Below are 12604 nucleotides of genomic sequence, written 5' to 3' on the forward strand. Positions count from 1 at the left end.
ATTACAAAGTTTCATGGTGATTTGAGTGAAATAATAAATTTGAAAAGGTATTAATGATGAAACGCAAATAGGAATAAGTTGTTTATCGAAAAGAGATTCAGTGATATCGTAAAGTTTATTAAATCCAATGGTAAAATTGATTCCACTCCTCCTAACTTTCGTGTATAATGGTACAAGCCAGTATTACGAAAGTTAGGAGGAGTTGTTTTGAGTAAACAACATCCAGAGGATAAATCCTTTAAAGACGAAGTATTAGGAGCTTTAAAGCAACCTCAATCAGATCAAACCCATGAAGACCAAGGTTTGAACGAGCGTCCTATTCAACAACCTCAAGAAGAGGTGGGTTCGCGAACTGCAAGTGGAAAGACCAAAAATAAACAAGCAAAGCAAGCTGCTACAAGTCGTAGGGCAGCAGCGGAAGAAGTGCCCATAGCTGAAGGTGGGGAAACGCAATTGCGCAAGCAGCAACGCAAAAAAGAAGATCGGATTGTCAATCGGATCGTTTTGATCGTAGTCCTTGCTCTGCTCGTCATCGGTGGTGTTTTAGGATTTTCAATGTATCGTTATGTAACATCAGGATTGCAGCCGTTGAATCCAGAAGATACAGAAACGGTGGCAGTTGAGATTCCTAGTGGATCGTCCAACAAAGCAATTGGAGAAATATTGGAAGAAGACAATATCATTAAAAGTGGTATGATCTTTAACTATTATACGAAATTCAATAATTTAACTGGATTTCAAGCAGGAAATTATCATTTTTCTCCTAGTATGACATTGGATCAAATCTCAAAGATGCTGCAAAATGGCGAAGGTTCGGTCACCTCTGATGCAAAAGTGACGATTCCAGAAGGATTTGATGTGGATCAAATCGGTGATGCTCTAGCGGAAGCAACAAATATCTCGAAAGACGATTTCTTAGCTTTGATGGAAAGCGATGAGTTCTTTGAAAAAATGAAAGAGACCTATCCTGAGCTTTTAGCAAGTGCCGGCGATGCGCAAGGCGTGCGTTACCGACTAGAAGGATACTTGTTCCCAGCGACGTATGACTACTATACAGGGAATACCCTAGAAGAAGTCGTTACCCAAATGGTGGATAAATCAAATTCAGTCTTGTCCAAATATTTCGATCAAATTGCTCAAAAAGAAATGACGGTTCAAGAAGTCCTTACATTGGCTTCACTTGTTGAAAAAGAGGGTAGTAAGCTAGAAGATCGTAAAAATATCGCACAGGTATTCTTCAATCGTTTAGCGATTGATATGCCGCTGCAATCGGATATTTCGATTCTATACGCGTTAGGTGAGCACAAAGAGCTAGTCACTTATGAGGACACTCAAGTTGACTCTCCTTATAATCTCTATGTGCATACTGGCTACGGACCTGGACCATTCAACAATCCAAGCGAAGCAGCGATCCAAGCAGTCTTAGATCCAACACCGAACAACTACTATTATTTCGTTGCTGAAATTCAAACCCAAGAAGTTTACTTTGCGGAAACCTATGAACAGCATATGCAATTAGTGGAACAATATGTAAACAATACCTCAAATTAAATTTTCATAGGTTTATAGTTTACATTTAAAAAAAAGCATGGTAATCTTTTGTGGACTCATCGCAAAAGATTACCTTTTGCGATTTATTAGAAGTTACTAAAAGGAGAAAAGAACTATGGTAGAAAAAGTTTACCCAATGACACTTGAAGGAAAAGAAAAGCTAGAACAAGAATTAGAAGAATTGAAAACGGTAAAACGCGGGGAAATCATTGAACGTATCAAGGTAGCCCGCAGTTTTGGCGATTTATCCGAAAACTCCGAGTATGAGTCTGCAAAAGATGAACAAGCGTTTGTCGAAGGCCGAATCACTACTTTAGAAAATATGATTCGTTTTGCAGAGATCATTGATAATGAGGGTGTAGACTCTGATGAAGTTTCCATCGGAAAAACTGTGATTTTTGTTGAGTTGCCTGATGGTGACGAAGAAGAGTACATGATCGTTGGTAGTGCTGAAGCAGATCCGTTTTCTGGTAAAATTTCCAATGATTCACCAATCGCTCGTGCCTTGATTGGGAAAAAAGTCAATGATGAAGTGACGATCTCAACGCCAGGCGGAGATATGCAAGTAAGAATCACAGAAGTAAAGAAAAGCTAATTGCTTGATCACTCGATCAAACTAGTTGACCCTGTTGTTCATTCTCCTTAAGGGAATTTGATCAAACAGGGTCTTTTTTCGGACCAGCGACGGATGGACAAACCATTTTTTTCGGGTATGATAAAGTAGAATTACTAGGAGGAGGAGCTTGAATGAAAAGTCCTTGGCGTTTTTTCTTTATTGTTGAAGCGCTCTTACTGCTTTTTGCGGTATGGCAAATTTTATCTAATCCGCCATTATTATTTTTATTAATACTTGGTGTGACGTGCTTGGTCCTTGTGAACCGAAGTGAGCGCAAGAGCAATTTTAAAAATTTCTTGATGGTCTCAAGTTCCATTGCTATTTTGATCAGTTTGTTAAATAGTCCAGCACTGTGGCTGATGCTGATTTTTGCGATTTTATTTATTGGTTTAAAAGGAGTCGAGATTACCGGAATCGACTTAACTAAAAATTCATTCTGGCGCAAAAAACAAATGATTATCGTTGAAACTGAAGAACCCAAAGCTGATCATCCGCTGAAACAAAAGCAGCAATGGTTAGGCAATGAACGGATCGGCAGTCAAGTCTATGAATGGGACGATATCAATTTAGATATCTTGACGGGAGACACTTTCATCGATCTAGGCAACACTTTATTGCCTAAGAAAGAAAACGTCGTGATCGTACGAAAAGGCTTTGGTAGAACTCGTATTTTAGTGCCTGCTGGCATAGCGATCAAATTAGAGCACAGTACTTTTATTGGCTCTGTTATCTTTGAAGGCGAAGAAACGAGCTTGAAAAATGAAAAAGTGACGATTTACAGCCCGGATTATGGCGAAAATAGTCGGCGTTTGAAAATCTTAACGAATACCCTTGTTGGTGATGTTGAGGTGATTCGGGTATGATTGGGAAATTTTCAAGAGGCATGATCGCTTTTTACGCAGGATTAGCAAGTTTTTTCACCATGATATTGATGCTGTTTTCCTATTTGTATGCCAGTGGGAAAAATAATTGGCTGATAGAAGTCTTTCAAATCAAACTCTTTTTTATCCCAATTATCTTTCACTTACTTGTAATATCTGCATTGATTGCTTTAGCTGTCTTTTTACTGATTTCTTTTTTTCGCAACCGTCAATACGGTCCGGTGGAAGAAAAGCTAAGACTGTTAGCCAGCGGCTATATCGATAGCCCTTTATTGGAAACAAAGATCCCACATGCGTCTGAAAACCATTTGATTGCGAATGTGGATCGTGATATTGCCAGTATCCAATCGAAGATGAAACAGATGTCGATGGAATTACAGCAATTGAATGCGAAACCGCAGTTTGTTGATGGTCAGACGAAAGAAGAGATTTTAGAAGCAGAAAGGCAGCGTCTGGCTCGTGAACTGCACGACTCTGTTTCTCAACAGCTGTTTGCCGCCATGATGATGATGTCTGCACTGAATGAGCAAGCGATTCGAACAGATGCTCCAGAAAGCCAAAAGAAACAGTTAGCGATGGTCACAGACATTATCAATGCTTCGCAATCTGAAATGCGGGCGCTCTTGCTTCATCTACGACCTGTAACTTTGGAAGGGAAGAGTCTAAAGCAAGGAATCGAGCAATTGTTAAAGGAATTAGAGACCAAAATCAAAATTCTATTGACTTGGGATATTGAAGACTTTACGATGCCTAGTTCGATTGAAGATCAACTCTTTCGTGTGATCCAAGAACTCTTGTCTAATACACTGCGTCACGCGAAAGCTGATGAGTTAGAAGTATACTTGCATCGCATCGATAATAACGTGTTATTGCGGGTGATCGATGACGGAGTTGGCTTTGATCCCCAAGATCAAAAGGCCGGCAGCTATGGCTTGATGAATATCCGAGAACGGGTAAGTGCTGTTGGCGGAACGTTGAAAATTATTAGTTTTAAAAATCAAGGAACCAGTATTGAAATCAAAGTTCCACTGTTGAAGGAGGCATAACGTATGATTAAAGTGTTGTTAGTTGATGACCATGAAATGGTTCGTCTGGGGGTCTCTTCTTATCTATCAATTCAAGACGATATAGAAGTAATTGGGGAAGCGGAAAATGGTCGAGTCGGGTATGAAAAGGCATTGGAATTACGTCCAGATGTGATTTTGATGGATTTGGTGATGGATGAAATGGATGGGATCGAATCTACGAAATTGATTTTAAATGATTGGCCAGAAGCAAAAATCATCATTGTCACTAGTTTTATTGATGACGAGAAAGTCTATCCTGCAATTGAAGCGGGTGCGGCCGGTTACCTGTTAAAGACGTCTACTGCTCATGAGATTGCGGAAGCCATTCGTGCAACCCAGCGAGGAGAGCGGGTCTTAGAACCCGAAGTCACCACGAAAATGATGGATCGTTTGACGAATCGGACACCAATCCTACATGAAGATTTGACCAATCGGGAACAAGAAGTGTTACTGTTGATCGCTGAAGGAAAGAGCAACCAAGAGATTGCGGATTCACTCTTCATTACGCTGAAAACAGTGAAGACACATGTGTCAAATATCTTATCAAAATTAGAAGTAGAAGATCGTACACAAGCTACGATATATGCTTTTAAACATGGCTTGATAAAATAAAATCTTAATAATCATACCTCCTCATGGCAAGCAGGGGAGGTTTTTGTTATACTAAATAATGATCTGGCAAACAAAGGAGCGTTTGTGGTGAAGCAAAATTATGCAATTATTGGATTAGGTCGTTTCGGTGGAAGTATTTGTCGTACGTTGATTGAATCAGGTCAAGAAGTGTTGGCAATCGATAGCAACGAAGATCGTGTCAATGAGTACATGAATATCGCCACCCATGCGGTGGTCGGCAACGCACAAGATGAGATGACGTTACGCTCATTGGGTATCCGTAACTTTGACCATGTCATTGTTGCGATTGGTGAGGATATTCAAGCTAGTATTTTGGTGACCTTGATGGTCAAAGAAATGGGTGTTCCTAATATCTTAGCGAAAGCCCAAAACGAATACCATGCCCGTGTACTGGAAAAACTCGGCGCAGACCGTGTCGTTCATCCCGAACGTGACATGGGGATTCGCATCGCCCATAATCTTGTTTCCAAAAATATTTTAGATTATATTGAACTATCTGACGAATTTTCTCTAGCAGAGATTCGCGTGTCCAATCCACGCTTTTTCAATAAATCCCTGATTGAGCTGAATTTTCGACAAAAGTATGGTCTGACAGTCGTTGCGATTCGTCGGGGACCAGGACAAGTGATCGTTTCGCCTGATGCAGAGGCGATCGTGCGTGAAAATGACAATTTACTCGTGATCGGCAATACAGATGATGTAGATATACTTGATGAACATATGAATGATTAGGAGTGAAGAAAATGAACTTAACAATAAGTCCTGAAGCAATGCAATGGTTCAAAAAAGAATTGGTGGTAGACCAAGGAAGCGGAATTCGTTTTTTTGGAAAAATTTATGGAAAGACACAAGTGCATGACGGATTTTCCGTGGGGATGTCAGTAGACAAACCAGAACGTCCGATCGTTGAACAAACCATTGACGGATTGCTTTTTTTTATTGATGAAGCGGATGAGTGGTTTTTCAAAGGCTATAATCTGACAGTTGATTATGATCAAACGTTGGATGAACCGAAGTACGATTTTAGTGAAGATAAAAAATAATGTGGATTCGGTCATAGCTGACCGGCTTTCCACGATTGGCTCTAGGAGATGAAACCGATGTTATCAATTGTTGTACCTTGTTTTAATGAAGAGGCGAGCTTGCCGATATTCTTTGAGGAAACAGAAAAGGTGAAGAAGCATTTAAACATGCCTTTTGAATATATTTTTGTTAATGACGGCTCTTCAGATCAAACACTACCTGTTTTAAAAGCGTTATATCGTGCCCATCCTGAAAGTGTTCGCTATTTATCTTTTTCGAGAAACTTTGGCAAAGAAGCTGCACTTTATGCAGGTTTACAAGCGGCGAAAGGCGATTTTGTCACTGTGATGGACGCAGATCTACAAGACCCGCCGACATTACTGCCAGAAATGTTTGCGATGCTGGAAGCAAAACCAGACCTTGATTGTGTGGGGACCAGACGAGCAGATCGCAAAGGAGAACCGAAAATTCGTAGTTTTTTCTCAGATGCCTTCTATAATATTATCAACAAGATTGCCGATACCGAAATGGTAAATGGTGCCCGAGATTTTCGCTTGATGCGTCGTAATATGGTGGATGCCGTTTTACAACTGTCAGAGTACAATCGCTTTTCAAAAGGGATCTTCAGCTGGGTCGGCTTTGATACAGAATACATCGCCTATGAGAACCGGGAACGAGTCGCTGGCGAAACTTCGTGGTCATTTTGGAAACTGTTTCAATATTCGATCGACGGGATTGTTAACTTTTCAGATACGCCTTTGAATATTGCTTCGTTTATTGGGGCGCTTTCCTGTTTTGGCTCTCTGATTGCTTTGGTATTTATTGTGATAAGAACTTTTATTTTTGGAGATCCGACATCAGGATGGCCTTCGATGGTCAGCATCTTCTTATTTGTTGGTGGACTACAATTGCTTTGTTTAGGAATCATCGGCAAGTATATCGGAAAAATTTTCTTAGAGACTAAAAATAGACCCTTGTATTTTTTGAAAGAAACCGAAAAAGATCAAGAAAAACAAAAATAAAAAAAGTGTACAAGTTGAAGGGTTTGCCTCCGACTGTACACTTTTTTTGCGGAAAGAATATGTTAGTAGCCTTTATCCAAGTTTATCTCATTTTTTACAAGTTCTTGTTTTGCCAAAAAATGTTGGAAGTTCGCTAAGAAAATGGCCATAAATGCCTTTTGAAAATGGGGCGTATGCCCTGAGATATGGGGGGTTATCAAAAGGTTTTCGATGTGCCATAACGGATCATTTTCGGGCAATGGCTCTTCTTCAAAAACATCCAGTGCGGCAAATGCTATCTGCTTTTTTTCTAGGGCTTTTGCTAATGCAGTGGTATCCACACTAGGCCCACGGCCGACATTATAAAAAGAAGCAGAAGGTTTCAATTGTGCAAAAAAGTCTTCGTCATACAAATGTGTGGTTTCTTCTGTCAGGGGAAGAATATTGATGACGCAATCAGCGGTTTTTGCGCAAGCGTGTAAGTCAGATAACGCAAACGTTTTTTCAAAACCTGTCACGTCATGCCCGCTAGTATTGATACCAATAGGACTTACACCAAAAAAGGTCAATGCTTGAGCTAACTTTTGGCCAATTTGTCCTGTACCAACGATCAAAATCTCTTGGTCCGACAATTTTGTATAGTGAATTGTATTCGGTGACCATTGCTGTTTTCTCTGTTGCTGAATTGCTTGGAAAATCCCGCGGTTTTCCATAAATAGTAGAGCCAACAAATGGTCTGTGATCGATTCGGCATGGATGCCGCTGCCATTAGATAAGCGAATATTGTATTTCGCAAACTCTTTTAATGGTAAGGTGTCTACGCCAGCTGAAATCGCTTGGACCCATTTCAAATTTGTTTTCTCCGTTAGCAGGTAGTCCTTCCATTCCGACTTCCAACCAATGGTGATTTCTACTTGTGACCAATCAATTGCTTGGTCCTTTGTGTACACAAGAAATTGATAGTCTTTTTCGATTTGTTTCACATATATGTCGCGAAACTCTCGAGTAGCTAAGATTATTTTTTTCATTGCCTAGCCTCCTTTTAACATAAGTGTAGCAAAGAATGAGAAAAAAACCATGTTCAAGGAATTGAACATGGCTTAGATCAGGTTTTAAACTGAATTTTTGGAGAATGTTTGACCCCTTGTGTGAATAAGAATAAAGAACCAAACAAAATAAAGGTGGTTGCATCGAAGGAAGGCAATAGTAGTTGTACGATTACACTAATAAGCGTAGGCAATGCAGCACTTACGATTAGAATCTTTAAATTTTCAAAGAAGGTATAGGAGAATCGTTTTAATCTTGTATAGATCGTTGCAATAAAGGTCCCCATCACTAAGGTGATCAGCAAGCTGACAAATGATGGATACAATGCAACAAAAAAGACAATGAGTTTGATTAGCCAGGGGATCGCTTGGTTTGATAGCGCTTCTCGAATCGCCTGACCGTTAAGATTGCGCAGCGCAGGCTCACTGTAATCAAATTCTAATTGATTAGAATCTAACATTGACGTCGATAAGCCAGAAGAGGGGATACGGATGACCAGCTGATCTTTTAACAAGCCAACAGCGATGACAGAGCCAGTGACATCAGATGCAATATCTGCTGGCGTACGGTTGCCATCTGGATCGAAAGTAAAGATGATCGAATCGGTTTGATAAATGAAACCTTGCGTATCCGACGCTGCAGCAAGCTGCCCATTTGCAATCGTAAAATCTGGGATCGATTCGCCTATTTTTTGTCCGTCTGCTTGCACATCGCGAAAGACACCTAATACATTGATGGTCATCGGTACCGCGATAAGCACGGAGGCGCTTAATAGAAAAACGATTACTTTGGAAAATTCTGCTTTTTTGACAAATTTTAAATCAGGTATTCGGAAAAAAGCAATTTTAAATAGTTGGACGATAGTCATTTGCTGATGAACTCCTTTGTGGTATAACTAGAGTAATTGTAACGAAGGGTTCTTTGAATTACAAGGAATTCACAAAAAAAGAACCAATTATCGTAGGAATGAATAAATAAAGAAATGAAAGTAGGCAAAAGAATGCAAAAGTACAACGAATACAAACAGTTCTTGCAGCAAAAAAAGTTGTGGGAGCCGATTACGTATTTATTTTTTGGTGGATTAACGACTGTAGTCAACATTGTCGTCTATCTCATTTTTCGTGAATGCTTGAAATTCTACTATGATATATCAAATATTAATTTTAGTCTTCTTTTATGTGATGAATATTGAGGTTACTTGAATTTTAATTGGACGTGTAAAAGCATGGATGAAGCTATTATAACAACAATTTTCCAAAATGTTACCTCACTGACTTGACTGAGTTTGACAAATTTATATAAGGCACTTTTTAGCTTTGCTATCAAAATCATTTCAACTCTTTCTCTACTGTTTTAACAAAAATGATTGTATGGAAGTTGAGAAAATAGTATAAGAAGCTCTCCAAGGTATTTATGAATGAGTGTAAAAAGAAGTGAGAAAAAGATAAACTTATGAAAAAATTCGTATATTAATTACTTATAGGATATAATGTGATATAGAAAAAAGCGTTAATATAATAGGAGTGTTCTTTTTGAAATTTTATTTAAGGTTTAAAGAGACATTAGAAGAAAGAAAATTGTGGAGCCTTTTTATTTATCTTTTTTTTGGTGGCCTTGCAACGATTGTTAATATTGTGACGTATTTTATTTGTATAGAATGGCTCTTTCTGCACTACTTATTGGCAAATGGAATCTCTTGGGTAGCTTCCGTTTTATTTGCATTTGTAACAAATAAATTATGGGTGTTCCATTCAAAGACAGAAGGCAAGTTAGATCTTTTAGTTGAATTTGCTAAGTTTATTTTTTATCGTGTCCTTTCCCTAGGGATGGATATGGGGGTGATGTATGTCATGATCGATTTAATGGATACAACGAATTTAACGGCAAAAATTATTACTCAAATCATTGTTGTCCTCGCTAATTATTTATTTAGTAAATTCCTGATATTTAATCAGGTGAAAATAAAAAATTTTGAAGCAAATGATGAAAGATAGTAAGCATATTTTTTGAACAAAGTCTGATAGTCTGATAATGTTACTTATGTAAACATTATCATTGAGGAGGAATTTTTTTATGACTTACACATTACCAGATTTACCTTACGCATACGATGCATTAGAACCATACATTGACGAAGAAACGATGCATTTGCATCATGATAAACACCATAACACTTATGTAACAAACTTAAACGCAGCGATTGAAAAACACCCTGAATTAGGTGAAAAAACAGTTGAAGAATTATTAGCTGACTTTTCTTCTGTGCCAGAAGATATTCAAACAGCGGTTCGTAACAATGGCGGCGGCCATGCTAACCACACGTTCTTCTGGGAAATCTTAGGCCCAAATGCTGGCGGTGAACCTACTGGAGCTATCAAAGAGGCAATTGACGAAGCTTTCGGCAGCTTTGAAGACTTCAAAGAAGAATTCAAAACGGCTGCAACCGGACGTTTTGGTTCAGGTTGGGCATGGTTAGTCGTTAAAGATGGCAAATTAGCAATCACCTCAACAGCGAATCAAGATTCACCATTGATGGATGGCCAAACACCTGTTTTAGGTTTAGATGTTTGGGAACATGCGTATTACTTGAAATACAAAAATGTTCGTCCAGATTACATCAATGCTTTCTGGAGTGTTGTTAACTGGGACAAAGTAAACGAATATTTCGCAAAAGCTTAAACAATTTACTAGAAAGAAGCCTGCTAAAAGGCTTCTTTTTTTGTGGATAGAAAGAATCGTTTTGATATTGCTAACGCTTACATAATCCGCTATAATAAAGGCGACGGAATCGTCGGATTATAATTATTGGAGGCTTTACACACTATGGAACATGGGAAAGTAAAATGGTTCAACAACGAAAAAGGGTTTGGTTTTATCACAGTTGACGGTGGCGATGATGTATTTGTTCACTTTTCTGCCATTCAAGGAGACGGTTTTAAGTCACTTGAAGAAGGTCAAGAAGTTGAATTTACGATCGTTGAAGGTGCCCGCGGACCTCAAGCAGCAGAAGTGACCAAAGTCTAAATCAGAACGGAAAAGCTGAGTAAGCCCTCAGCTTTTTTAATTTGCTATTTCTCGCCATATTTGGTATCTTCAATACATTAGTAAGACTAGGAAGCGAAGAGGGATAAGCATGAAACGAGTAATTACTTACGGAACATTTGATTTATTGCATTATGGACATATCAATCTTTTGCGTCGTGCAAAAGAGCAAGGCGATTATTTGATCGTGGCACTATCAACGGATGAATTTAATTGGAACGAAAAACAAAAAAAATGCTACTTTTCTTATGAGAAAAGAAAGCAATTGTTAGAAGCGATTCGGTATGTGGATCTAGTGATTCCTGAAGAAGGGTGGGCACAAAAAGTTTCCGATGTCAAAGAATATCATGTGGATACCTTTGTTATGGGAGACGATTGGGCTGGCAAATTTGATTTTATTCAAGAAGAAACCGATGCTGAAGTGATCTATCTAGCACGGACCCCGGAAATATCAACTACTCAAATCAAAAAAGATTTGAAACTTAACAATTAAAAGGACTATTATAAAAAAGCATCTTTTACAGATGTTTTTTTTATTGAGCCCAACTTCAAGAAATTAAGATTTTATTACTAGTTTTTCATTGATTATTTGTTCAGAACACAAAATATGGTATGATGTTTTGTGAGTTGACTCGATCAATTAGAAATTCTATGAGAATGGATGAAGAAAGTGGAAAAAGAAATCAAAGTCCGTGCAACTTTAGTGACGAAAGAATACGACTTATATAAAAAGAAAGCGGATAAAGTAAAAGCGCTATTCAAGTTCTATCATCGCAATGTTCCTCGATTTTGGGCCTTAAAAGGGATCAGCTTCGATGTGAAAGCCGGCGAATCAGTAGGGATCATTGGAATCAATGGTTCTGGGAAATCAACTTTATCCAACGTGATCAGTGGGATTATCCCACCGACATCTGGTACGATGGAAGTAAATGGTGACACCTCGATTATCGCAATCGGTGCGGGGTTAAAATATCAGCTGACTGGGTTAGAAAATATTCGGCTCAAAGCATTGATGTCTGGAATGACTAATAAAGAAATTGATGAAAAAATGCCTGAGATCGTGGCCTTTGCTGATTTGGGTGACTTTATCAATCAACCAGTTAAAAGCTATTCCAGTGGGATGAAATCACGGTTAGGCTTTGCTATTGCTGTTCATAATGATCCAGATATTTTAGTTATTGATGAAGCTTTGTCTGTCGGTGATGAAACTTTTTATCAAAAATGTGTGGATAAAATCATGGAATTTAAAGCAGCCGGAAAAACCATCTTTTTTGTCAGTCATGCTTTAGGACAGGTAGAAAAACTGTGCGACCGAACGATTTGGATGCACTATGGTGATTTACGGATGTTTGGTCCTACTGAAGAAGTAATGGCTGAATATCGCAAATTCATTGATTGGTTCAAAAAGCAGCCAAAGAAAGAGCAAAAAGCGTATCAAGACAATTATAAAGAAGACCAGAAAGCCTTTAATTTGGAGAAATTAGCAGAAAAAAGCCGTGAAGATCACTTCTTGCAACAACAAAATCTTTCGGACCAAATGATCCAAAAAAACTTGAAACGTACACCTTTAGGGGAAAAAATGAGCTGGCCAACCAAAGGGATCCTAGGTTTGGTAGTAGCCGCAACGATATTTTGTTCGCTGGTTTCTTTTAGTGGGCGTTCGATTACTTACGCAATTAAGAATCCTATTGAAACGATTAGTCAAGTTTTCAAATAAAGAAGATGTTTCTTTGTTTAGTTCAT

15 protein-coding genes are annotated in these 12604 nt (G+C 38.6%); 13 read left to right on the forward strand and 2 right to left on the reverse strand.

Features of this window, described 5'->3' with window-relative positions:
- Positions 1 to 207: 207 nt before the first annotated feature.
- The 8 genes from mltG to IGJ17_RS06060 all read left to right on the forward strand — a co-directional run bounded on the left by mltG (position 208) and on the right by IGJ17_RS06060 (position 6793).
- Positions 208 to 1551 (forward strand): endolytic transglycosylase MltG, encoded by a 1344-nt coding sequence (mltG, locus tag IGJ17_RS06025; protein ID WP_086332219.1) that lies wholly within the window; start codon positions 208 to 210, stop codon positions 1549 to 1551.
- Between the two features lie 115 nt (positions 1552 to 1666).
- A complete protein-coding gene (greA, locus tag IGJ17_RS06030) occupies positions 1667 to 2146 on the forward strand; it encodes a transcription elongation factor GreA (RefSeq protein ID WP_005229556.1) in 480 nt (159 codons plus the stop codon).
- A 152-nt stretch (positions 2147 to 2298) separates the two neighbouring features.
- Entirely contained in the window at positions 2299 to 3030 is a 732-nt protein-coding gene (gene liaF / locus IGJ17_RS06035) for a cell wall-active antibiotics response protein LiaF (protein WP_010749367.1), read from the forward strand.
- Positions 3027 to 4094, forward strand: a complete 1068-nt coding sequence (locus tag IGJ17_RS06040) for a sensor histidine kinase (RefSeq protein WP_005236914.1) — start codon at positions 3027 to 3029, stop codon at positions 4092 to 4094. Before liaF ends, IGJ17_RS06040 begins: the two co-directional genes overlap by 4 nt.
- A 3-nt stretch (positions 4095 to 4097) precedes the next feature.
- On the forward strand, positions 4098 to 4727 hold the full coding sequence (locus IGJ17_RS06045; protein ID WP_005236913.1) for a response regulator transcription factor: 630 nt from the start codon (positions 4098 to 4100) through the stop codon (positions 4725 to 4727).
- 87 nt (positions 4728 to 4814) lie between these two features.
- Complete coding sequence (locus IGJ17_RS06050) at positions 4815 to 5480, forward strand: potassium channel family protein (RefSeq protein ID WP_005229566.1); 666 nt, start codon at positions 4815 to 4817, stop codon at positions 5478 to 5480.
- Positions 5481 to 5491: 11 nt separating this feature from the next.
- Positions 5492 to 5791 (forward strand): HesB/YadR/YfhF family protein, encoded by a 300-nt coding sequence (locus IGJ17_RS06055; protein ID WP_008379609.1) that lies wholly within the window; start codon positions 5492 to 5494, stop codon positions 5789 to 5791.
- Between the two features lie 57 nt (positions 5792 to 5848).
- Positions 5849 to 6793: a glycosyltransferase family 2 protein gene (locus tag IGJ17_RS06060; RefSeq protein WP_176256988.1), complete on the forward strand. Its 945-nt coding sequence runs from the start codon at positions 5849 to 5851 to the stop codon at positions 6791 to 6793.
- Positions 6794 to 6855: 62 nt separating this feature from the next.
- On the opposite strand, the gene IGJ17_RS06065 is transcribed toward IGJ17_RS06060, so the two are convergent.
- Together IGJ17_RS06065 and IGJ17_RS06070 are read right to left on the reverse strand one after the other, a co-directional pair.
- Complete coding sequence (locus IGJ17_RS06065; RefSeq protein ID WP_008379613.1) at positions 6856 to 7800, reverse strand: phosphoglycerate dehydrogenase; 945 nt, start codon at positions 7798 to 7800, stop codon at positions 6856 to 6858.
- 77 nt (positions 7801 to 7877) lie between these two features.
- Positions 7878 to 8687: a DUF1189 domain-containing protein gene (locus IGJ17_RS06070; protein ID WP_008379616.1), complete on the reverse strand. Its 810-nt coding sequence runs from the start codon at positions 8685 to 8687 to the stop codon at positions 7878 to 7880.
- A gap of 664 nt (positions 8688 to 9351) precedes the next feature.
- Between IGJ17_RS06070 and IGJ17_RS06075 the strand changes: the two genes are divergently transcribed.
- From IGJ17_RS06075 to IGJ17_RS06095, 5 genes are all read left to right on the forward strand, one after another.
- Positions 9352 to 9813, forward strand: coding sequence for a GtrA family protein (locus IGJ17_RS06075; RefSeq protein ID WP_008379619.1), 462 nt, complete (start codon positions 9352 to 9354; stop codon positions 9811 to 9813).
- Positions 9814 to 9892: 79 nt separating this feature from the next.
- Entirely contained in the window at positions 9893 to 10498 is a 606-nt protein-coding gene (locus tag IGJ17_RS06080; protein ID WP_005236898.1) for a superoxide dismutase, read from the forward strand.
- Positions 10499 to 10642: 144 nt separating this feature from the next.
- Positions 10643 to 10843, forward strand: coding sequence for a cold-shock protein (locus IGJ17_RS06085; RefSeq protein ID WP_005229578.1), 201 nt, complete (start codon positions 10643 to 10645; stop codon positions 10841 to 10843).
- A gap of 109 nt (positions 10844 to 10952) precedes the next feature.
- Positions 10953 to 11354, forward strand: coding sequence for a glycerol-3-phosphate cytidylyltransferase (gene tagD, locus IGJ17_RS06090; protein ID WP_008379620.1), 402 nt, complete (start codon positions 10953 to 10955; stop codon positions 11352 to 11354).
- A gap of 168 nt (positions 11355 to 11522) precedes the next feature.
- Positions 11523 to 12578 carry an ABC transporter ATP-binding protein gene (locus IGJ17_RS06095; protein WP_008379621.1) on the forward strand — a complete coding sequence of 352 codons (1056 nt, stop codon included), beginning with the start codon at positions 11523 to 11525 and terminating at the stop codon, positions 12576 to 12578.
- The last annotated feature ends 26 nt before the right edge of the window (positions 12579 to 12604 follow it).

Origin of the sequence: Enterococcus sp. DIV1096b (assembly GCF_050498765.1) — a bacterium.
Lineage (GTDB): Bacteria > Bacillota > Bacilli > Lactobacillales > Enterococcaceae > Enterococcus_D > Enterococcus_D entomosocium.

Excerpts from the sequence above, each read along its gene's own strand:
- IGJ17_RS06060 (WP_176256988.1), top strand. The coding sequence starts at position 5,849 with ATGTTATCAATTGTTGTACCTTGTTTTAATGAAGAGGCGAGCTTGCCG.
- IGJ17_RS06065 (WP_008379613.1), bottom strand. The coding sequence starts at position 7,800 with ATGAAAAAAATAATCTTAGCTACTCGAGAGTTTCGCGACATATATGTG.
- IGJ17_RS06045 (WP_005236913.1), top strand. The coding sequence starts at position 4,098 with ATGATTAAAGTGTTGTTAGTTGATGACCATGAAATGGTTCGTCTGGGG.
- IGJ17_RS06070 (WP_008379616.1), bottom strand. The coding sequence starts at position 8,687 with ATGACTATCGTCCAACTATTTAAAATTGCTTTTTTCCGAATACCTGAT.
- tagD (WP_008379620.1), top strand. The coding sequence starts at position 10,953 with ATGAAACGAGTAATTACTTACGGAACATTTGATTTATTGCATTATGGA.
- IGJ17_RS06080 (WP_005236898.1), top strand. The coding sequence starts at position 9,893 with ATGACTTACACATTACCAGATTTACCTTACGCATACGATGCATTAGAA.
- IGJ17_RS06040 (WP_005236914.1), top strand. The coding sequence starts at position 3,027 with ATGATTGGGAAATTTTCAAGAGGCATGATCGCTTTTTACGCAGGATTA.
- IGJ17_RS06085 (WP_005229578.1), top strand. The coding sequence starts at position 10,643 with ATGGAACATGGGAAAGTAAAATGGTTCAACAACGAAAAAGGGTTTGGT.
- IGJ17_RS06055 (WP_008379609.1), top strand. The coding sequence starts at position 5,492 with ATGAACTTAACAATAAGTCCTGAAGCAATGCAATGGTTCAAAAAAGAA.
- IGJ17_RS06095 (WP_008379621.1), top strand. The coding sequence starts at position 11,523 with ATGAAGAAAGTGGAAAAAGAAATCAAAGTCCGTGCAACTTTAGTGACG.
- greA (WP_005229556.1), top strand. The coding sequence starts at position 1,667 with ATGGTAGAAAAAGTTTACCCAATGACACTTGAAGGAAAAGAAAAGCTA.
- liaF (WP_010749367.1), top strand. The coding sequence starts at position 2,299 with ATGAAAAGTCCTTGGCGTTTTTTCTTTATTGTTGAAGCGCTCTTACTG.